Origin of the sequence: Streptomyces sp. 11x1 (genome assembly GCF_032598905.1) — a bacterium.
Lineage (GTDB): Bacteria > Actinomycetota > Actinomycetes > Streptomycetales > Streptomycetaceae > Streptomyces.
This window is the reverse complement of record NZ_CP122458.1, coordinates 4680074-4698567: the sequence shown is the minus strand read 5'-3', so window position 1 is coordinate 4698567 and position 18494 is coordinate 4680074. Positions and strand designations below refer to the sequence as shown.

The window sequence follows — 18494 nt, the reverse complement described above, 5'->3', positions numbered from 1 at the left end:
GGTTTTGGAGAGGTCACACGCCGGTTCCCCCTGTTCAGCGGGCCCGGTCGCGGGTTAGCGTCCGTTCATGGCACCTGCTTCCGACCTCGCTTTCGACCCGTGGGACCCCGACTTCGTGGCTGACCCGTACCCGGCGTACGCGGAGCTGCGGGCCCGGGGCCGGGTGCGGTACTTCGAGCCCACGAACCAGTGGCTCGTCCCGCACCACGCGGACGTCTCGGCGTTGCTGCGGGACCGGCGGCTCGGGCGGACGTACCAGCACCGGTTCACGCACGACGACTTCGGCCGCACCGCCCCGCCGGCGGAGCACGAGCCGTTCCACACCCTGAACGACCACGGGATGCTCGACCTGGAGCCCCCGGACCACACCCGGATCCGGCGGCTGGTCTCGAAGGCGTTCACCCCGCGCACGGTGGAGCAGCTGAAGCCGTACGTGCGGGAGCTGGCCGGTGAGCTGGTGGCCGCACTGGTCGAGGCCGGCGGCGGCGACCTGCTGGCGGACGTCGCGGAGCCGCTGCCGGTGGCGGTGATCGCCGAGATGCTGGGCATCCCCGAGTCGGACCGGGCGCAGTTGCGGCCCTGGTCGGCGGACATCTGCGGGATGTACGAGCTGAGCCCGTCGGAGGAGACGGCGAAGCGGGCGGTGCGCGCGTCGGTGGAGTTCTCGGACTATCTGCGGGACCTGATCGCGCACCGCAGGGCGGAGCCGGGCGAGGACCTGATCTCGGGCCTGATCGCCGCGTACGACGAGGGCGACCGGCTCACCGAGCAGGAGATGATCTCGACCTGTGTGCTCCTGCTGAACGCGGGCCACGAGGCCACGGTGAACGCCACGGTCAACGGCTGGTGGGCGCTGTTCCGCAACCCCGACCAGCTGGCGGCCCTGCGTGCGGACCACTCGCTGGTGCCGACGGCGGTGGAGGAGCTGATGCGGTACGACACCCCGCTGCAGCTGTTCGAGCGCTGGGTGCTGGACGACATCGAGATCGACGGGACGACGGTCCCCCGGGGCGCGGAGATCGCGATGCTGTTCGGGTCCGCGAACCATGACCCGGCCGTGTTCGCCGACCCGGAGAAGCTGGACCTCACCCGCCGCGAGAACCCGCACATCTCCTTCAGCGCGGGCATCCACTACTGCATCGGCGCGCCCCTCGCCCGTATCGAACTCGCGGCCTCGATGACGGCACTCCTGGAGCGGGCCCCGACCCTCGCCCTCACCACCGAGCCGACCCGCAAGCCGAACTTCGTGATCCGGGGCCTGGACGGCCTAGCGGTCGAGATCTGAGGGTCCGGCGGCGCCCGACCGCGGCCCCGACCTGGGGCCTGGCTCCGGACCAGCCCCTGGTCGCGGCTTCGGCTCCGGCGCGTGCCTCGGCTCTGGCGCGTGCCCCGCACCTGCCCTCGACCTCCGTCGGCGGGCCAGCAGGAGCGCGATCGCCAGGCAGACGGCGGCGGGGAGGGCGGCGCCGGCCAGGGCGACGAGGGGGAGTTCGGTGGCGAGGACGGTGTAGTCCATGTCCTCGCCCTCGAAGCCGCCCCCCCAGATGGCGCCGGGTCCGGTCCGAGGCCCCCCAGACGAGGGTCGCGGCCACCGCGCCCACCCCCGACAGGGCACACCCACCACACCCGGAAACACTCTGCCGATCCAACCCCGGCCCCCTCGCCCGACCCCGCCTGCTGATGCTCCTGCCGGCGGTCGTTTCCGCCCGCCGTGGTCCCTGTCCCCTCAGCCGCCCACATCCCGTCGCCGCAGCCCCGCCAGACCGCCGGCCACCAGGACCACCGCGATCCCGGTCAGGGCCAGTACCGGCGTCCAGTCCATCGTGCCGCCCGGCAGCTTCGGGAGGTGGCCGAAGGGGGAGAGATCGAGGACCCAGCCGGGGGCATTGAGGGCGGGGCCGATCCAGCCGATGAGGAGGACGGCGCCGGCGAGGCCCCAGGCCGCGGTCGCCGCCCGGGGGGTGAGCCCGTGGAGCAGCACGGCGGCACCGCCGATCACCCAGACCCCGGCGACCTGGACGAGACACGCGCCCAGGATCGGACCGGCCTCCTTGCCGTAGCCGAGGGTGAAGCCGAGACCGGCGAGGACCATGATCCAGACGGTTCCGCCGAAGGCGATCACCAGATGCCCGGCGGCCCAGCGCAGCCGGCTCAGCCGGTTCGCGAGAAGCGGCTCGGCACGCCCGGAGGTCTCCTCGCCGTGCAGCCGGAGCACCGCGCCGACGATGTAGAGCGCCGCGACCAGCCCGAGCACGCCGATCATCGACGCCAGGAAGGCGTTGGTCAGCCCGGACTGCCCGCCCATGCGTTCGAAGATCTCGCGTGCGCTCTTGTTGTCGCCGACGAAGTCGGCCGTGCCCTCGGTCAGGCCGCCGTAGACGAGCCCGGCGAGGAGGAAGCCGATGCTCCAGCCGAGGACGCTGCCGCGCTGGAGCCGCCAGGCCAGCGCGCCGGCCGTTCGCAGTCGGCCGGTCGCCGGTCCCGGCCGGGTCGGCAGGAAGCTCATGCCGACGTCGCGGCGCCCGGCGAGCTCGTACGCCACCAAGCCCTGGATCACCGCCGCCGCGACGAACAGCAGCAGCACCCACCATCGCTCGTCCGCGAACGAACGCTCGTTTTCGAGCCACCCCAGCGGCGACACCCACGTAAAGAAAGACGAACCTTCGTTCTCGGAAGCGTCGCCCGCCGCCCGCAGCACGAACGCCGCGCCCAGCGCACCGGCCGTCAGCCCCCGCGCCAGCCGCGCGCTCTCCGTCAGCTGCGCCACGACCGCCGCCATCGTTGCGAACACCATCCCGACGCCCGCGATCCCCAGCCCCAAGGCCAGCGCGCCGACCGCGCCGTGCCCCGCCAGCCCCAGCGTGACCAGCAGCGCGAGCCCGCCGTTGGCGACGGCGGCCGTGAGCAGGGCGGCGGTCAGCGAGGCTCGGCGGCCGACCGTGCCCGAGGCGATCAGCTCCTGGCGGCCGCTCTCCTCCTCGTCGCGGGTGTGGCGGATGACGACGAGGAGGCTCATGACGGCAGCGAGGAGACCGCTGAAGACCCCGACGCGCCAGGCGGTCAGGGCACCGAGGGAGTCGTCGAAGACCGGGCCGATCAGGGCGCGCAGCGAGGAGTTGGTGGCCAACTGGCGCATGAGGTCGGCACGTTCGGCGGCGGTGCCGTACAGGGCGCCGAGGCTGTTCGGCATGGAGAGGACCATCAGCCCGGTCACCGCGACCCAGGCCGGCACCATCACGCGGTCACGGCGCAGGGCGAACCGCAACAGGGTCCCCGTACCGGCCAGTTGACGGCTGCCTCCGGACCGTACGGCGGGTGTCCCCGCGAGACCGGTGTCGGTGCCGCCCGAACTGTCGGCGGTCGTGGTCATCACGTGGCCACCTCTTCCGCCTGGTAGTGCCGCAGGAACAGCTCCTCCAGCGTCGGCGGCGTCGAGGTCAGGGACCGTACGCCGGACTCGGTCAGGGAGCGCAGGACGGCGTTGAGTTCGGCGGTGTCGACCTGGAGGCGGACGCGGTGGCCCTGGACGTCGAGGTCGTGGACGCCGGGGAGGTGGGCCAGGCCGTTGGGAGGGGCCGCCAGTTCGGCGGTGACGGTGGTCCGGGTCAGATGGCGCAGGTCGGCGAGGGAACCACTCTCGACGGTGACGCCCTTGCGGATGATGCTCACCCGGTCGCACAGCTCCTCGACCTCGCTGAGGATGTGGGACGACAGCAGGACCGTACGGCCCCGGTCGCGCTCCTCGCGCACACAGCGCTGGAAGACCTCCTCCATCAGCGGGTCCAGACCCGAGGTCGGCTCGTCCAGGATGAGGAGGTCGACGTCGGAGGCGAAGGCGGCGACGAGGGCGACCTTCTGACGGTTGCCCTTGGAGTACGTACGACCCTTCTTCGTGGGGTCGAGTTCGAACCGTTCGACGAGATCGGCCCGGCGCCGGGCGTCCAGTCCGCCCCGGAGCCGCCCGTAGAGGTCGATGACCTCGCCGCCGGACAGGTTGCGCCAGAGGGTCACGTCACCCGGCACGTACGCGATCCGGCGGTGCACCTCCACCGCGTCCGACCACGGGTCGCGGCCCAGCACCCGGACGGTGCCCGCGTCGGCGCGCAGCAGGCCGAGCAGGACGCGGATGGTGGTGGACTTTCCGGAGCCGTTGGGGCCGAGGAAGCCGTGGACCTCGCCGGTCTCGACGGTCAGGTCGAGGCCGGCGAGGGCGTGCGTGCGTCCGAAGGACTTGTGGAGTCCGGACACCTCTAGGGCGGGGTTGGCCTTCGTCATGCTTCAGAACGTACGCTTGCTTCAGAAATTTGTGAAGTTAAGGAAACGTATAAACCGCCGGTAGGCTGGTTGGGGCGTCGGTGAGGGCACCCGAGCGGTGCGGGGGCGGTGCGCGACCGGCGTTCGACCAGGGGAGATGATCGAGGGATGGTGGAGTCGAGGGCCGAGGCGGATGTTCCGGAGCGGGACCCGGAGTCGGTCTCCCGTTTCGTCGAACTCTTCGCGGCGCAGCTCGTCGAGGCCGGGATGGCGCGTATGCCCGCCCGCGTCTTCGCCGCGCTCCTGGCCTCCGACACCGGTGCGCTGACCTCGGTCGAGCTGGGTGAGCAGTTGCGGATCAGCCCCGCCGCCGTCTCGGGCGCGGTGCGCTATCTCGCCCAGGTGCACCTGGTCTCGCGCGAACGCGAGCCCGGTTCGCGCCGTGAGCGCTACCGCGTCCACAGCGAACAGTGGTACGAGGCCCTCACCAACCGCGAGGCCATCATCAAGCGGTGGGAGGAGGCGCTGCGCGAGGGCGTCGCCAGCCTGGGCGCCGACAGCCCGGCGGGCCGCCGGCTCTCGGAGACCCTCGCCTTCTTCGAGTTCCTCGAGACCGAGGTCGAGGCGATGATGAACCGCTGGCGCACCCACCGCGACGAACTCTTCGGCCGGGACTGACCAGTGCGCTGGTTGCCGAGACGGTGACCGAACCGGACCGTCGGCGACCGTCGTCCTCCCGGCCAGTGCCCCGACCGCGTGGGTTCGTCGGGTCACTCGGGCTGCGGCGACGAGAAGGCGTCCGCCCCAACAGAGGCTTTCGCTGAGGATGCGGGCACGTTCGCCGCGTTGGCGGCCAGGACGTCGTGGTGGCGGGCGTTGCGGCTGCAGCTTCTGCCTCTCCTGGGCGGTCAAGCCGCGCACACGGACAGGCTGAGCCACCGCCCCCAGCAGTCCGGGGGATAGGGCGCCGGAGGTAGGCAACCGCGTCCGACTGGCGGTCCCACTGGTCGGGTGACTAGTTCTTGGTCGCCAGCAAGTGCAGCTCCTGGAACTGCCGCTTGTCGGATGGCTTCGGCTCGCACAGTAGCCGGGCGATCTCGCTTACGCCGACGTCGCGCAGCAGTCCCGCCAGGCGGTCGGGCGACCAGCGATAGGCCGTCATCACGGAGTGGTCGAAGGACTGCTGGGGGATGGCGGAGTCGTCGGTGGCGTAGCAGCTGATCAGCAGGTGGCCGCCAGGGGCCAGGACCCGGGCGAACTCCGCGACCACGGTCGGGAGGTCCTGGGGTGGGATGTGGATGATCGAGGACCGCGCGAGCACCCCGCCCAGGGTGCCGTCCGCGATGTCGAGCGCTGCCATCGAGCCCACCTGGAACCGCAGCCCCGGGTTGGCGTCCCGTGCCAGCCCGATCATGGCGGGCGACGCGTCGACACCGAAGGCCCGCAGTCCCAGTTGTCCCAGATGAGCGGTGATATGGCCGGGTCCGCAGCCCAGATCCGCGACCTCGCCTGCGCCACCAGCGCGCACCGACTCGGCGAACGCGGCGAGCAGCGCCCGTTCCAGCGGCCGGTCGCGCAGAGTGTCGGCGAAGTGCTGTGCGTAGCGCGGTGCGACGGCGTTGTAGGCATCGCGGGTGGCGCAGAGGGAGTCCGGTTCGACCATCCCCGGAACGTAGCGCGTGCCACTGACACGGGCAGCGCCCGGAGCGGCGCGACCCGCATCGTGGTCGGGCAGGTCGGGGCCGATGCCGTGTCGAGTCGATGCGGCCTTCGGCGTCGGCATGGGCCGGCAGGGAGCGGAGGATCACGTCCCAGGTGCCGTCCGCTGACCAGCGTCGGTGCCGTTCGTAGACGGTTTTCCACGGCCCGTACGGTGAGGGCAGGTCGGGCCAGGGGACGCCGGTCCGCAGACGATAGAGGATGCCGTTGATCACCGTGCGGTGATCGCTCCACCGGCCGCCCGGCCGTCCGCTGCTGGGCAGCAGCGGCTCCAGCCGAGTCCACTCGTGATGTGTCATATCGCCCCGCCCGCCGTCGGGCACGACGCCCCCGCTCCCTCAGCGCAGATCCGGCTGCTACGCGGTGCCCCTTCGCGCGTACACCTCTATCTCGATCTTCATGCGGGGGTCTGAGAGGCCGCACATGAGCATCGTGGCGGCCGGTCGGACGTCGCCGAAGCAGCGGCGTAGGACCGGCCAGCAGGGCTCGAAGTCTTCGCGGTCGGGCAACAAGTAGCGCACCCGCACTACGTCGGCGAAGGTGCACTTCGCCTCGGCCAGCGCGGCCTCGATGTTGCGCAGGCACTGCTCGGCCTGCACCACCACGTCGTCGGAGATCGTCATGGTGGTGTAGTCGAAGCCGGTCGTCCCGGACACATGCACCCAGTCCCCGTCGACCACGGCACGGGCATAGCCGATCTGCTCCTCAAAGGCCGAGCCGCTGAGGATCGCGTGTCGCTCTGTCATGCGCCGAACGCTAAGTGACCAGCACAGATACGTCTAATACAGCTGAAGGCATGGCCTGATATCTCTAGGCGTATGGAGCGCCCCCAACTTCCCCTCCCACAGTTGCACGCCTTCGTTGTGCTCGCCGAGGAACTTCACTTCGGCCACGCGGCCGCCCGCCTGGGCATCGCACAGCCGCCGCTGAGCCAGCAGATCCGCAGACTGGAAGACAAGGTCGGTCACGCGCTGTTCACCCGCGAACCGGGACGCGTCACGCTCACCCCGGTCGGCCGCGAACTGCTGCCCGCCGCGCGGCGGGCTCTCACCGACCTTGCGGACGGCCTGGCCATAGCCAGGGCCGTGGGCAGCGGCCGGGCCGGCCGCCTACGGATCGGTTTTGCCGCCTCCCTCGCCCTGACCATCCTGCCTGGCCTGCTGCGCACCTTCCGGCAGCGGTTCCCCGGCGTGCACCTGGACATCCGTGAGATGACCACCGCGCCGCAGATCGCCGCCCTGCACGACAAGACCATCGACATCGGCCTGTTGCGCGAACCCCCCGCCGGCGAGGCAGAGCTCGGCTTCAGGACGATACTCAGTGAGCCCTTCGTGGCCGTGCTGCCGGCCGCCCACCCATTGGCCGCCCAACGGACCGTGCAGCTTGCACAGCTGGCGGACTCGCCCTTCGTGCTGCTGCCCCGTGCGGTCGGCCCACAGCTGCACGACCAGATCACCGGGCTGTGCACCGCAGTAGGCTTCACACCGCAGGTAGCCCAGCACGCGGTGGAGTGGCAGACCGTGTGCGCGCTTGTGGAAACCGGTCTGGGCGTCTCCCTGGCCCCGGCGAGCATCCGACGCATGCGCCTCAAAGGCGTTGCCTTCCGTAGGATCGAGCCCAGCACCGCTCGCACGAGAGTCGCAGTCGCCTGGCGCAAGAACGACCAAAGCCCCCCGGTCACACACCTGCTGGCGACCCTCAGCCAAGATCCGCCGGACAGGCCCTAGCCGTCCGCCCTCTCGGTGCGGCTCGCCAGGCGTTCGTAGCGCTGCCTTGCCGCCTGGGGAGTCTGGAGCCCCAGGCCGAAGGCGATCTCGGGCCAGGTCATGCCCCTGCCCCGGGCCATCTCCAGTAGGCCGACCTCCAGTTCGTCCATCTCGCCACGGGCGAGGGGGAGGAGGGTGAGGGCGGCGGTGATGTCCGCGCGGTCGACCTCGTCCTCCCCGTCGTCGAGGAGCGCGGCGCCGCTCAGTAGGAACGACACCAGCCGGATCGCCTCGTGGGGCCCGAGCACATGCGGATGGGTCTGGCGGCGACGCTGCTCGTCCGTGGCCGCGTGGCACTCCGCGATCCGGAACAGGGACGCGGGGACGCGCTGAGCCCGCGCCTCGTCAGCGCTCGGTGGCGTGAACGGGGCTGTGGGGGCTGTGGGGTTGGCGGTGTCGGAGGGCTGTTGTGGAGCGTTCGGCGGCGTCATGGGTCCAGCGCCGAAGGGAAACAACCTGTTGTCAACGCCTTGTTGCTTGGAGCTTGAAAATAAAACATGTGCGCGAAGGTCCGTGGGTTGATCTGATGGCCGGCGACCAACAACGCTCAAACAACGGGGAATTACATGCGCATACGTACGACTGCGGCCTCCGCCGCCCTGGCCGGCCTGCTCGCTCTCGGCGCGGCGGTCCCGGCACATTCGGACGACGGCGACAGCACGCAGGAGACCTCCCACACCTACAGCCTCGAGACCGAGGCCGCCGGCGCGGCCGCCGCGGGCGTGGGCGCGTTCGTGACGGGCGGCGACAACGTCCACTTCTCGCACACGGTGGCCGGAGCGGTCAACGCGCACGGCTGGTGGAAGCGCATCAGCGGTCCGGCGACCAAGGCCAAGGTCACCGTGGACATCCAGGTGAAGTCGGGGGCCGGCTGGCGCACGCTGAACACGGGCACCAAGACGGTGTACTCCGGCGGCGGCAGCGCCAAGCGGGCGTCGGCCGCCTGGAAGTGCACGAACCTGATCCAGCGGAACTCCTTCCGCAGCGTCGTCGACGTCGACCTGGTCGGCTATCCGGACGACTCCAACAAGAAGATCACCGCCACGCAGACGCTGTACTGTGGCACGTGATGAAGAGCTGACAGCGGCGCCGGAGGAGAAATCCCCCGGCGCCGCGTGTTTTCCGGGAGCGCTCGCGATGTCCCCGACGGAGATCCCCCCGACCGGGGTGTTGCCGACCGAGATTCCCCCGACCCTGACCGTGGGTCTGCACGGCCTCCTCCAGCGGCATCCCTGGCTGGACCGCGTGGTGGAGCGGGATCCCGAGAGTTCCGTCGAGGAGGACGTCCTCGGTCTCGCGATCGAACGGGCGGGTGCCTACGGCTGGCAGACCGTCAGCCGGTGGCTGAGCGAGGAGGGCCAGGTCACGGCCCACCACGAGCCCACCGCGTGGGCCCACGAGGAGGTCGGCGGCGACTGGACCGACGACGGCCGGGTGCACCAACTGGGCTGGCTCCAGGCCGGAGTTCTCCCCGACCCCGTACGCCCGAGGCTCCCCGTACGGCCGATCGCCCTGCTGCTGTCCGAGACGCTGGCCCGGGCGGGGGAGGTGACGTTCACCGGCCTGCACGCGCTGTTGCCGCTGCGCCCCGGCGAGCGCGACACTGCCTTCCACCAGGCCGAGTTGGCACCGTGGTTCGGCCTCGCCGATCCGGACGTCCGGCACGAGGTGGTGGTGACCGTCTCCGGCCGCCCCGGCGAGTGCGCGATGAGCGAGGGCGACGTTGTCGCCGTGCGCGACGCGGTGCGGGACATGGCACAGGACTCCGTGGCGGACGTCTCCGTGACGGATGCATCCGTGACGGACGGCCGCTTGCCGGGACTGGAACTCGACCTCGACCGTGTCCTGCACACCCAGGGGATGCGTGAGGTGGCGCGGTTCGGCTGCCGTACCCGTGAGTGGTCACCGGACAACGCCGTGTGGCTGGTGGAGCTGGTCGCCGACGGGCTGCGCGCGGCCGGGCTGTCGGCTCAGCTGGTGATCACGGTGTCCCTGGCATCGCCGACGGTGTAGCTCCGGACTTCGGCGTACCGGAGCCACCTCGTCATCGGCCTCAGTCCTGGCTGATCCGCCGCGCCGCCCCCGCCGCCTTCCTGGCCGCGCGGTGACGTTTGGCCAGCCGCATCGAGTGCAGGCACGAGACCCCGTCCCGTCGGCACGCGTCCACGCAGGCCACGGCATGGTCCAGCCACTCGCTGAACGTGGCCAGGACGGGATCGGAGGGCGGGGCGGACCCCTCTGCTCGTTCTGTCGTTCCGTCGGTCATGCCGTACGTCCCTCCCCCAGGTACGCCGTGACATACGCCCGCACGAGGCATCCCTCGTCTGCTTCATCCGCGTGCGGTCCATCCATGAGTACGGCCCACACGGGCGCCGCTCTCATCGGACGCCTCTCCCAACAGGGTTCGTGCGGTGGGAACGGCAACCACCGGCCGTACGTGGCCCGATACCGTTCCGCGCGGGCCGCCCAACGCCGCCACCGCCCACGGTACGGACTCAGCACCGCCGCGCTCACCGTACTGCCCGCCCCGGGATCACGAAGTACGCCCACACGCACTTGGTGAACGGCCGTGCCTCGTGCCCCGATCGTTCGGAGAGCGCGTCGACCAGCACGAGTCCACGGCCGCCGTCCCCCGCAGCCCCGGACCGACACCACCACCTCGACCTCCGCGAGGGTCACCCGGCAGTGCCGGACCGCGTTCGTCACGAGTTCCGTGGCCACGGTGGCGACGTCATGGGCGAGTTCACCGTCGAGCGCCCAGTCCTTGAGGATCCGCTGCACGCGGGCGCGGGCTTCGGGGACGTGTCTTCCACGCTTGGGGATACGGAAGGAGTCGCGACATGGGGTGAGAGCGGGCATGGCGAAGGAACCCCCTGAGTGGCAGCCGGTTCTGGTGCCGGGGCTTCTGCAGACCCCGGGGTACGCCGAGGCGATCATCGCGGCCAACCCGCACTACATCGCTCCCGAGCGGATCACTGAACTGGTGAAGGTACGCCTCGGACGCCAGGCGAAGATCGAGGAGGGCGGGGCGACGTACGCCGTCATCATCTGGGAAGCGGTGGTGGCCCACCCCTTGGTGAGCGACGACATTCATCAAGAGCAGCTCTCCGCGATCCTCGAGGTCGGGAAGCGGAAGAACGTCACCGTGCAGGTGCTGCCGTTCAGCGCGGGGGCGATGGCCGGCCTCACAGACCCCTTCTCCTCCTTCAGCTTCGACTCCGAGCCGATCGTCGAAGCCGTAACCCTGGAGAACTTGCGAGGCACTTCGGTCCTGGAGGCGCCCGAGGATCTTGCGGCTTACGCCTATACGCACGAGCATCTACGATCGGCGGCACTGGCACCGGACGCCAGTGCGCGGCTCATCAGGAGTGCACTGCGGAGTAGCAAGGAAGACGCATCGTTCCCGAGGGCATAGGTACCTTCCGGAGGTCGGCACACTCCGGAGCGGAGGGCAACTGCGTAGAGGTCGCCGTCACCACCACCGGCGGCCGAGCAATCCGCGACAGCAAGAACTCGGAGGGCCCCCTCCTCTACCTCGCCCATTACCTTCTTCGTAGAGCCCGGTTCGGGTTCGTGGCCATCGGGGCCGGTATGACTCTTTGCCCCTGTCCTTGATGATCCGGGGGGTGCTGTCACTGGTCCCGGCGGCACCGGTTGATCGCTGATGGAAGCGTGTCCGCCCATGGGCAGGGCTGCGTAATGTGGCTGCCGATCTCCGGTGTCCCGGCAGGCCACCCGTTGTGCCGGGAGGGGAGGGAAAGCCCGGTGACCAGCAACGACTTCCCATCGATCGATGTCTTCTGCGCCCTGGACGTCGGCAAGTCCGAGCATCACGGCACGGCCCTGCTGCGTGATGGCCGCACGGCCTTCGACAAACCGCTGCCCAACAACGAGCCCCAGCTGCGCGAGCTGTTCAACCGCCTGGGGCGCAAGGGGAAGGTCCTGGTCGTGGTCGACCAGCCGGCCTCCATCGGCACCCTGGCGGTCACCGTCGCCCGCGCCTGTGGATGCGAAGTCGCCTACCTGCCCGGCCTGTCGATGCGCCGGCTGGCCGATCTGCACCCCGGCACCGGCAAGACCGACGCTCGCGACGCCTACGTCATCGCCGATGCCGCCCGCACCATGCCCCACCTGCTGCATTCCATCGATCCCGACGAGAGCGTGCGGGCCGAACTGACCATGGTCCTGGGCCACGACGACGACCTCGCCCAGGACGCCACCCGCACCTCCAACCGGCTGCGCGGCCTGCTCACCTCCGTCCACCCCGCACTCGAACGCGTCCTCGGGCCCCGCCTGCGCCACCCGGCCGTCCTGGCCCTGCTGCAGACCTACGGCTCCCCCACCCAGCTGGCCCAGGCCGGCACCGAGCAGATCGCGCAGGTCATGCTCCAGGCCGCCCCGCGGATGCGCAGCGCTCACACCCTGGCCGACCAGATCACCACCGCCCTGGCAGAGCAGACCGTGCAGGTTCCCGGCACAGCCTCGGCGGGGGAGATCGTCTCCGGTCTGGCCGAGGCCCTCGCCGTGCTCCTCAAGCGCCGGGACGTCCTGGAGACGCGGGTCGCCGCACTGCTGGAGGCCCACCCTCTCGCGAAGGTCCTGACCTCCATGCCCGGGGTCGCGGTCAGGACCGGCGCCCGCATCCTGGCCGAGGTCGGCGACGCCAGCGCGTTCCCCACCGCCGCCCACCTGGCCTCCTACGCGGGACTGACCCCCACCACACGCCGCTCCGGAACCTCCATCCGGGGCGAAGGACCACCCCGCGGCGGCAACAAGACGCTCAAACGGGCCCTGTTCCTGGCCTCGTTCGCTTCCCTGAGCAGCCCCGAATCGCGGGCCTACTACGACAGGAAACGCGCGGAGAAGAAGCGCCACAACGCCGCCCTCATCTGCCTCACCCGCCGCCGCGTCGACGTCCTGCACGCCATGCTCAAACACCGCACCCTCTACCAGCCCGGGCACGAACAAACAGCCTGACCAAGCCCACAGCCCTTGACCGAACAGATAGAAGCACCCCCCCACGCCTGGCAGGCCTTTCTTGGTGCCACCAAGGGCGCAGAGCGGCGGAGTAACAGGGAAAAGACATCGTGACCGAGCTCATAAGCTCCTTCCGGAAGTCTTCGTACTCCACGTCACAAGGCGAATGCGTCGAGGTCGCCCTCGTTTCCACCGGCGGTCGAGTCATCCGCGACAGCGAAAACCCCCACGGCCCTCTCCTGCACATCTAGCCCACCGGATGGCACGCCTTTCTCGGCGGCGTCGCCGGAACGGCCGTGCCGTGCTGACTACCATGGACAAGGTCATCCCGTAGGGATACCCCCGTGCCGGAACCCCGGCTCGATTACGGCGAGCCGGGGCTTCCGGTACTGGGTATGCCGGGGTGAGCGCTTGCCCTCGCGGTTATCACGAGTGGTGGCCGTTTTCGACGACGCGGAAGCTGCCGATGAGGAGGTGTCCCTCCCGGTCACCTTCGACCGCGCTGCTGGAACTGTGCGGTCCGACCGTGGCGACGGGAGCCCCGTTGTCGCAGGTGATCCCGTTGAAGAATTCGACGGTCCCGTCGGTGTCGTTCCGGATGTTGAAGCTGTCGGCGCCCTCCCGACCCCGATTCCGGTCCTGACTCTGGTTCGAGTTCTGGGGCTGGTTCGGGCTCTGGCCCTGCCCGTGGTGGCGCACGTTGACCACGGCGATGCAGGACCCCGGCTCGGCGCCGTACACACGCTCGTTGATCTGGATCTGGCCCTCGTCCCGGTGGTGCCCGCCGCGACCCGCGCCGCGGCCTTCGCCCCGGCCCTCGTTGCCCTTCCGGGGACCGTTGAAGTTGTCCGACGCACCCGCGTCGGCCGGGGCGTTGGCCGCGTTCGAGCCGGCGCTGGTGCCCGTACCGTTGCCGCCGCGGGGGGCCGGGGCGGCGTCGGTGACGGCCGAGGCGGACTTGGGGGCCGACTCCAGGGCGGAGCTGGCGTAGGTGACACCGGTGGCGGCCGCGACTGCCACGCCGACGGAGGCGGCGATCACTGTGATCTTACGAGTGCGCAATGCACTTCCCCTTCTCTTCGTTCTCGTCGACAGGACCTGCCGACGAGAACGAACGTAATGACGGCCATTTCCGCTGTCATTTCGAGGAGGGGTGGAGTGGGGCCAGAAAAGGGGCTGAACGGCCGCATGAATTGTCGCTCTGACGGGTGACCCTCGGCGTGCCTGACGCTCTATCAAAATAGGGCAATGAGCTGGTATTTCGAATTCAGGTGCGGCCTACACCCTCGCACGCTGACACGTCGTCACCCTCTTGGAGGCCCCGAGGGCCGGTCGCTCGCTGACCCCACGTCAGGTCGCGGCTGTGAACCGCACCTGACGCCTCCTCAAAAGCAGCCGACGGCGGGGCGAAACGTCATTGCGTCCCGTCGCGTGGATCCGTTCGCCGAGAAGTGAACATGGCGGCGTGTCGCGCATCCGTACGGGCGCCCGGCGCATATCGTCATCGGCCCTGCGGTGAGGGTCGCGACCTTGGCAACACGCGCCCCTGTGCGCTCACCGGTAGGGGTGGAAACGGGCATATCGGCGCGCGTGAGGGGCGGGTCGCCGTGTCAGCTGTGGCTGGCCCCTGCTGACCGACGATCGCCCCGGGAACCCCCTCCCATGCGCCGACCCCTCCTCCCCATCCACGCCACACCCCTCGCCGCCCTCCTCGTCTGCGGAGTGCTTCTCACTGCCGGTACCGCCTGCTCCACGGCCCCACCGGCCACCTCGGCGTCGGCCCCGCCGCCCCGGTTCTCCCCGGACGACGTCATCAAGGCGGCGACCCAGCGGCTGACGGACGACTGCCTGGCCCGGCAGGGGCTCACCCCGCCGCGCCCCGGGCAGAGCGGCTCGCCGGACCTCGGGCGGACGCGTGTCGCGGAGGCCATGTTCGGCGCGGGGCGTACGGAGCTGTCGTTGCGGCTGCCCACGGGGCACGTCGTCCGCGCCCACACCGACGGCTGCCTGGCCGAGGCCCAGCGGCGGCTCTACGGCGACCAGCGCCGCTGGTTCCGTACGTCGACGATCGTCAACAACCTCGCTCCCGAGGCCGCCCACACCGACCGCACCCTCGCCGAGGTCCACGCGGACCGGCGTACGGAACTCGCCGAATGGCGGCGGCTGCGGTCCCGGGCCCTCACCGAAGCCACCTCTCTGATCGGTAGTACCGGCAACACCAACCCCCCACCCTCGAAGGGAAATCCACCACAGTGAAGCGCTTCACCGCCCTCCTCTCCGCCCTGCTCTTCTCCGCCGGACTGGTTCTCGCGTCGTCCGTGCCGGCTCAGGCCGCCGCCTGCGGCACCGGCAACTTCTGTGTCTGGACCGACGCCGATTTCGGCGGCATGAAGGTCGAGTGGCCCGGCGACGACCGCTGGTGGGAGGGCAACATCGCCGACGAGGACTCCTCCTGGGCCAACCACGGCGTCTCCGGACCCGGGGTCAAGGACCACGTCAAGGTGTACTCCCGCGCGCAGCTCGGCGGGCACATGACCATCTGCCTCACCCCCGGCCAGGAGGTCGGCTACAACGGCGCCGCCAACGACAACGGCGACTCCCACACCTGGGCCATGAGCTGCTGACCCTGTGACCCAGTGATCCGATGACTCAGGGGCGCCCGGCACCCGCCTGGCGCCCCACGCACGCCCGCGGCGCACCCGCCGCACCCAAACCGTTCTCACCCCGGCAGCGTCAGCCCCCACGCCGCCTCCCGTACCGTCCACGTCCGCGTCCGCACCGGACCCGCCACCAGGGAGTCCGCCCGGTAGCGGAAGTCCGCGCCGGAGACGGTCACCCGGTGGCCGGTCGCCAGCAGCGGGGCCGCCTCGGCGCCCACCGACACCGGCCGGATCTCGACGTCCGCGCCGCCGTCGACACCGGGCATCACCGACACGGTCTCCACGGGCTGGTCTAGGTCGACGAGGATCACCCCGTCCACCTCCACCCGCAGCCGCGAGGGCCCGGGCCCGCCCCCGGCGGCGACCCGTATGCGCGAGGGCCGCAGCGGACGGGACATCCGGGCGGGTATCGCCGGACGCGTCGACAACGTACGGGCGAGGGACTGCGGCCAGGCGCGCAGCCAGAAGTGGGAGCCGGAGCCCGACGGCGGTGACGCACAACCTTCGGCCGACCCTTCTCCGGACCGGGTCGCCCCGTCCGGCCCCGCGCCACTGCCCGCCTCCCGGCCCGCCCCCGAACCCGTACCCGAGGAGCCGGTTCCGGAGGGGCCCGTTCCGGAGGGGCCCGTCCCTGTCCCGGAGGCCGTCCCGGTCCGCCCCGGAGCCGTGCCCCGGTCGGATCCGGGGGCGGCCTTGCCCCTGCCGGGGCCCGGCGGGGCCGCGCCAGCCGCCGGCCCGCCCGCCTCCGGCGTGTCCCGCGGCGGCACGCCCGGCAGGGCCGGGATGCGCAGGGCGCCCAGGACCACGCCGTCGCTGTCGTCGACGAGCAGATCCAGCCGCCGTTCGACTCCGTCGAGTGCGGCGCGGGCCGCCGCGACCGCGCCGGGGGGCACGCCCAGGGAGTGGGCGAGACCCAGGGCGGTACCCACGGGAACCAGGGAGAGCGCGCACCCCGCCAGCTCCCGCCGCCGATGCAGATGAGACACCGCCCGCAGCAGCGCGCGGTCGTCGCCGACCACCACCGGGCGCCGGGAGCCGCGTCGCGAGAGCGCCCGCGCGAATTCCTCGGGCCCTTCCGGAAGGCACACCTTCGTACTCGCCGCACCCGCGCTGAGCACGTCTTTCGCGATCCGTACGGCCTCGCCGTCCGTGCGACGGGCGAGGGGGTCGATGACCACGAGGAGCTGGTCGTCAGTCGCCACCTCGGTCCTGCCTCGCTTCCTCGGGTAGCATCTTTGTGCAAGAGCCCCTTGCGCTATTGCGCCAGGGGCTTCGTCTATTCCGGGGCATCCGGGTCCACAGTGTGCGGCCAACGACGGTCGCGCGGCGCACGCGACGGTAACAAGCCATCGCGTACGCCCCCGACCATGGACATGCCCCGCCCGGAAGGGGTGTACGCGCGTGCCCGCACTTGTGCTGCTCGGTGCTCAGTGGGGTGACGAAGGCAAGGGAAAGGCGACGGACCTGCTAGGCGGATCCGTCGACTACGTGGTGCGCTACCAGGGCGGCAACAACGCCGGCCACACGGTAGTCGTGGGTGACCAGAAGTACGCCCTCCACCTTCTCCCTTCCGGGATTCTCTCCCCCGGCTGCACGCCGGTCATCGGCAACGGAGTCGTCGTCGACCCGTCGGTCCTGCTCTCCGAGCTGAGCGGTCTGAACGAGCGCGGCGTCGACACGTCCAAGCTCCTGATCAGCGGCAATGCTCACATCATCACGCCGTACAACGTCACCGTGGACAAGGTCACGGAACGTTTCCTCGGTAAGCGCAAGATCGGCACGACGGGGCGGGGCATCGGTCCGACCTACGCCGACAAGATCAACCGCGTGGGCATCCGGGTCCAGGACCTGTACGACGAGTCGATCCTGACGCAGAAGGTCGAGGCGGCCCTCGACGTCAAGAACCAGCTCCTCACCAAGCTCTACAACCGCCGCGCGATCGCCGTGGACCAGGTCGTCGAGGAGCTGCTGGGCTACGCCGAGAAGCTGGCGCCGTTCGTCGCCGACACCGTCCTGGTGCTGAACCAGGCGCTGGAGGAGGACAAGGTCGTCCTGTTCGAGGGCGGCCAGGGCACCCTCCTGGACATCGACCACGGCACGTACCCCTTCGTGACCTCGTCGAACCCGACGGCCGGCGGCGCCTGCACGGGCGCGGGCGTCGGTCCGACGAAGATCAGCCGGGTCATCGGCATCCTCAAGGCCTACACCACCCGCGTCGGCGCCGGTCCGTTCCCCACGGAGCTGTTCGACGAGGACGGCGAGGCGCTGCGCCGCATCGGCCACGAGCGGGGTGTGACCACCGGCCGTGACCGCCGCTGCGGCTGGTTCGACGCGGTCATCGCCCGCTACGCGACCCGCGTGAACGGCCTGACGGACTTCTTCCTCACCAAGCTCGACGTCCTCACGGGCTGGGAGCAGATCCCGGTCTGCGTCGCGTACGAGATCGACGGCAAGCGCGTCGAGGAACTGCCGTACTCGCAGTCCGACTTCCACCATGCGAAGCCGATCTACGAGACCCTGCCGGGCTGGTCCGAGGACATCACCTCGGCCAAGTCCTTCTCCGACCTGCCCAAGAACGCCCAGGCGTACGTCAAGGCACTGGAGGAGATGTCCGGCGCCCCGATCTCCGCGATCGGCGTCGGCCCGGGCCGCGACGAGACGATCGAGATCAACTCGTTCATCTAGCCGCAGCCGTTCCTCGCTCACACAAGGGCGTCCCCACACCGGCCGAGCACGCGCAGACGTGCCCGGCCGGTCCTATTCTGGGAATGTGCGCAGATATGCGCATATCGGGCGACCGGAGGAAGTGACTGCGATGCGCATGATGCTCAAGGCCCGGCTCGACACCGAGAAGTCCAACGAGGCCATTCGGAACGGGACTCTGGGGAAGCTGATGCAGGCCTCCATGGAGCAGGTGAAGCCGGAGGCCGCGTACTTCACCGCCGACAACGGGCACCGCGCCTGTTACCTGGTCTTCGACATGCAGGACAGCTCACAGATGCCCGCCATCGCCGAGCCGTTCTTCCTCGAACTGGATGCCGAGGTCACGTACACCCCGGTCATGAACGCGGAGGACATGCAGAAGGGCCTCGCGGCCCTGGGGCGGTGAGCCCAAGTG

General features: G+C 70.4%; 21 protein-coding genes and 1 pseudogene. 13 read left to right on the top strand and 9 right to left on the bottom strand.

Features of this window, described 5'->3' with window-relative positions; all coding sequences use genetic code 11:
* Positions 1–67 precede the first annotated feature (67 nt).
* Positions 68–1285, top strand: a complete 1218-nt coding sequence (locus P8T65_RS20490; protein ID WP_316726740.1) for a cytochrome P450 — start codon at positions 68–70, stop codon at positions 1283–1285.
* Between the two features lie 441 nt (positions 1286–1726).
* Here P8T65_RS20490 and P8T65_RS20485 read toward each other — a convergent pair whose 3' ends face one another.
* Together P8T65_RS20485 and P8T65_RS20480 are read right to left on the bottom strand one after the other, a co-directional pair.
* The gene (locus P8T65_RS20485) at positions 1727–3370 is read right to left on the bottom strand and encodes an ABC transporter permease (RefSeq protein WP_316726738.1); all 1644 of its coding nucleotides are present in this window, start codon (positions 3368–3370) and stop codon (positions 1727–1729) included.
* Positions 3370–4275: an ABC transporter ATP-binding protein gene (locus P8T65_RS20480; protein WP_316726736.1), complete on the bottom strand. Its 906-nt coding sequence runs from the start codon at positions 4273–4275 to the stop codon at positions 3370–3372. Before P8T65_RS20480 ends, P8T65_RS20485 begins: the two co-directional genes overlap by 1 nt.
* A 147-nt stretch (positions 4276–4422) precedes the next feature.
* On the opposite strand from P8T65_RS20480, the gene P8T65_RS20475 reads away from it, so the two are divergent.
* The gene (locus tag P8T65_RS20475; RefSeq protein WP_316726734.1) at positions 4423–4932 is read left to right on the top strand and encodes a MarR family transcriptional regulator; all 510 of its coding nucleotides are present in this window, start codon (positions 4423–4425) and stop codon (positions 4930–4932) included.
* Between the two features lie 337 nt (positions 4933–5269).
* Here the strand turns inward: P8T65_RS20475 and P8T65_RS20470 are convergent, their stop codons facing one another.
* The 3 genes and pseudogenes from P8T65_RS20470 to P8T65_RS20460 form a co-directional block, all read right to left on the bottom strand.
* Positions 5270–5917, bottom strand: a complete 648-nt coding sequence (locus P8T65_RS20470) for a class I SAM-dependent methyltransferase (protein ID WP_316726732.1) — start codon at positions 5915–5917, stop codon at positions 5270–5272.
* Positions 5918–6011: 94 nt separating this feature from the next.
* Positions 6012–6272: pseudogene (locus P8T65_RS20465) on the bottom strand (transposase); the annotation flags it as partial.
* A gap of 57 nt (positions 6273–6329) precedes the next feature.
* Positions 6330–6719 carry a RidA family protein gene (locus P8T65_RS20460; RefSeq protein WP_316726730.1) on the bottom strand — a complete coding sequence of 130 codons (390 nt, stop codon included), beginning with the start codon at positions 6717–6719 and terminating at the stop codon, positions 6330–6332.
* 72 nt (positions 6720–6791) lie between these two features.
* On the opposite strand from P8T65_RS20460, the gene P8T65_RS20455 reads away from it, so the two are divergent.
* On the top strand, positions 6792–7700 hold the full coding sequence (locus tag P8T65_RS20455; protein WP_316726729.1) for a LysR family transcriptional regulator: 909 nt from the start codon (positions 6792–6794) through the stop codon (positions 7698–7700).
* On the opposite strand, the gene P8T65_RS20450 is transcribed toward P8T65_RS20455, so the two are convergent.
* Positions 7697–8170, bottom strand: coding sequence for a DNA-binding protein (locus P8T65_RS20450; RefSeq protein ID WP_316726727.1), 474 nt, complete (start codon positions 8168–8170; stop codon positions 7697–7699). The two genes, P8T65_RS20455 and P8T65_RS20450, sit on opposite strands and share 4 nt — an antisense overlap.
* Before the next feature lie 135 nt (positions 8171–8305).
* Between P8T65_RS20450 and P8T65_RS20445 the strand changes: the two genes are divergently transcribed.
* Both P8T65_RS20445 and P8T65_RS20440 read left to right on the top strand, forming a co-directional pair.
* Positions 8306–8809: a hypothetical protein gene (locus tag P8T65_RS20445; protein ID WP_316726725.1), complete on the top strand. Its 504-nt coding sequence runs from the start codon at positions 8306–8308 to the stop codon at positions 8807–8809.
* A 67-nt stretch (positions 8810–8876) separates the two neighbouring features.
* Positions 8877–9752 (top strand): hypothetical protein, encoded by an 876-nt coding sequence (locus P8T65_RS20440; protein ID WP_316726723.1) that lies wholly within the window; start codon positions 8877–8879, stop codon positions 9750–9752.
* 40 nt (positions 9753–9792) lie between these two features.
* Here P8T65_RS20440 and P8T65_RS20435 read toward each other — a convergent pair whose 3' ends face one another.
* Entirely contained in the window at positions 9793–10005 is a 213-nt protein-coding gene (locus tag P8T65_RS20435; protein ID WP_316726721.1) for a hypothetical protein, read from the bottom strand.
* A 591-nt stretch (positions 10006–10596) separates the two neighbouring features.
* Here P8T65_RS20435 and P8T65_RS20430 point away from each other — a divergent pair.
* The 4 genes from P8T65_RS20430 to P8T65_RS20415 all read left to right on the top strand — a co-directional run bounded on the left by P8T65_RS20430 (position 10597) and on the right by P8T65_RS20415 (position 12967).
* Positions 10597–11154, top strand: a complete 558-nt coding sequence (locus P8T65_RS20430; protein WP_316726719.1) for a DUF5753 domain-containing protein — start codon at positions 10597–10599, stop codon at positions 11152–11154.
* A complete protein-coding gene (locus P8T65_RS20425; protein ID WP_316731648.1) occupies positions 11136–11354 on the top strand; it encodes a DUF397 domain-containing protein in 219 nt (72 codons plus the stop codon). Before P8T65_RS20430 ends, P8T65_RS20425 begins: the two co-directional genes overlap by 19 nt.
* 150 nt (positions 11355–11504) lie before the next feature.
* A complete protein-coding gene (locus tag P8T65_RS20420) occupies positions 11505–12716 on the top strand; it encodes an IS110 family transposase (protein ID WP_316723618.1) in 1212 nt (403 codons plus the stop codon).
* Between the two features lie 110 nt (positions 12717–12826).
* The gene (locus P8T65_RS20415; RefSeq protein ID WP_316726717.1) at positions 12827–12967 is read left to right on the top strand and encodes a DUF397 domain-containing protein; all 141 of its coding nucleotides are present in this window, start codon (positions 12827–12829) and stop codon (positions 12965–12967) included.
* A 175-nt stretch (positions 12968–13142) separates the two neighbouring features.
* On the opposite strand, the gene P8T65_RS20410 is transcribed toward P8T65_RS20415, so the two are convergent.
* Complete coding sequence (locus tag P8T65_RS20410) at positions 13143–13778, bottom strand: hypothetical protein (protein ID WP_316726715.1); 636 nt, start codon at positions 13776–13778, stop codon at positions 13143–13145.
* 600 nt (positions 13779–14378) lie between these two features.
* On the opposite strand from P8T65_RS20410, the gene P8T65_RS20405 reads away from it, so the two are divergent.
* Both P8T65_RS20405 and P8T65_RS20400 read left to right on the top strand, forming a co-directional pair.
* Positions 14379–14972: a hypothetical protein gene (locus tag P8T65_RS20405; protein WP_316726714.1), complete on the top strand. Its 594-nt coding sequence runs from the start codon at positions 14379–14381 to the stop codon at positions 14970–14972.
* A complete protein-coding gene (locus P8T65_RS20400; protein ID WP_316726713.1) occupies positions 14969–15340 on the top strand; it encodes a peptidase inhibitor family I36 protein in 372 nt (123 codons plus the stop codon). The genes P8T65_RS20405 and P8T65_RS20400 overlap by 4 nt, the downstream gene beginning before the upstream one ends.
* Before the next feature lie 95 nt (positions 15341–15435).
* Here P8T65_RS20400 and P8T65_RS20395 read toward each other — a convergent pair whose 3' ends face one another.
* The gene (locus P8T65_RS20395) at positions 15436–16578 is read right to left on the bottom strand and encodes a diacylglycerol kinase family protein (protein WP_316726711.1); all 1143 of its coding nucleotides are present in this window, start codon (positions 16576–16578) and stop codon (positions 15436–15438) included.
* Positions 16579–16777: 199 nt separating this feature from the next.
* On the opposite strand from P8T65_RS20395, the gene P8T65_RS20390 reads away from it, so the two are divergent.
* Entirely contained in the window at positions 16778–18061 is a 1284-nt protein-coding gene (locus tag P8T65_RS20390) for an adenylosuccinate synthase (protein WP_184905509.1), read from the top strand.
* A gap of 130 nt (positions 18062–18191) precedes the next feature.
* A complete protein-coding gene (locus tag P8T65_RS20385; RefSeq protein ID WP_316726710.1) occupies positions 18192–18485 on the top strand; it encodes a DUF3303 family protein in 294 nt (97 codons plus the stop codon).
* Positions 18486–18494: the final 9 nt, after the last annotated feature.

Excerpts from the sequence above, each read along its gene's own strand:
- P8T65_RS20490 (WP_316726740.1), top strand. The coding sequence starts at position 68 with ATGGCACCTGCTTCCGACCTCGCTTTCGACCCGTGGGACCCCGACTTC.
- P8T65_RS20485 (WP_316726738.1), bottom strand. The coding sequence starts at position 3,370 with ATGACCACGACCGCCGACAGTTCGGGCGGCACCGACACCGGTCTCGCG.
- P8T65_RS20480 (WP_316726736.1), bottom strand. The coding sequence starts at position 4,275 with ATGACGAAGGCCAACCCCGCCCTAGAGGTGTCCGGACTCCACAAGTCC.
- P8T65_RS20475 (WP_316726734.1), top strand. The coding sequence starts at position 4,423 with ATGGTGGAGTCGAGGGCCGAGGCGGATGTTCCGGAGCGGGACCCGGAG.
- P8T65_RS20470 (WP_316726732.1), bottom strand. The coding sequence starts at position 5,917 with ATGGTCGAACCGGACTCCCTCTGCGCCACCCGCGATGCCTACAACGCC.
- P8T65_RS20460 (WP_316726730.1), bottom strand. The coding sequence starts at position 6,719 with ATGACAGAGCGACACGCGATCCTCAGCGGCTCGGCCTTTGAGGAGCAG.
- P8T65_RS20455 (WP_316726729.1), top strand. The coding sequence starts at position 6,792 with ATGGAGCGCCCCCAACTTCCCCTCCCACAGTTGCACGCCTTCGTTGTG.
- P8T65_RS20450 (WP_316726727.1), bottom strand. The coding sequence starts at position 8,170 with ATGACGCCGCCGAACGCTCCACAACAGCCCTCCGACACCGCCAACCCC.
- P8T65_RS20445 (WP_316726725.1), top strand. The coding sequence starts at position 8,306 with ATGCGCATACGTACGACTGCGGCCTCCGCCGCCCTGGCCGGCCTGCTC.
- P8T65_RS20440 (WP_316726723.1), top strand. The coding sequence starts at position 8,877 with ATGTCCCCGACGGAGATCCCCCCGACCGGGGTGTTGCCGACCGAGATT.
- P8T65_RS20435 (WP_316726721.1), bottom strand. The coding sequence starts at position 10,005 with ATGACCGACGGAACGACAGAACGAGCAGAGGGGTCCGCCCCGCCCTCC.
- P8T65_RS20430 (WP_316726719.1), top strand. The coding sequence starts at position 10,597 with ATGGCGAAGGAACCCCCTGAGTGGCAGCCGGTTCTGGTGCCGGGGCTT.
- P8T65_RS20405 (WP_316726714.1), top strand. The coding sequence starts at position 14,379 with ATGCGCCGACCCCTCCTCCCCATCCACGCCACACCCCTCGCCGCCCTC.
- P8T65_RS20385 (WP_316726710.1), top strand. The coding sequence starts at position 18,192 with ATGCGCATGATGCTCAAGGCCCGGCTCGACACCGAGAAGTCCAACGAG.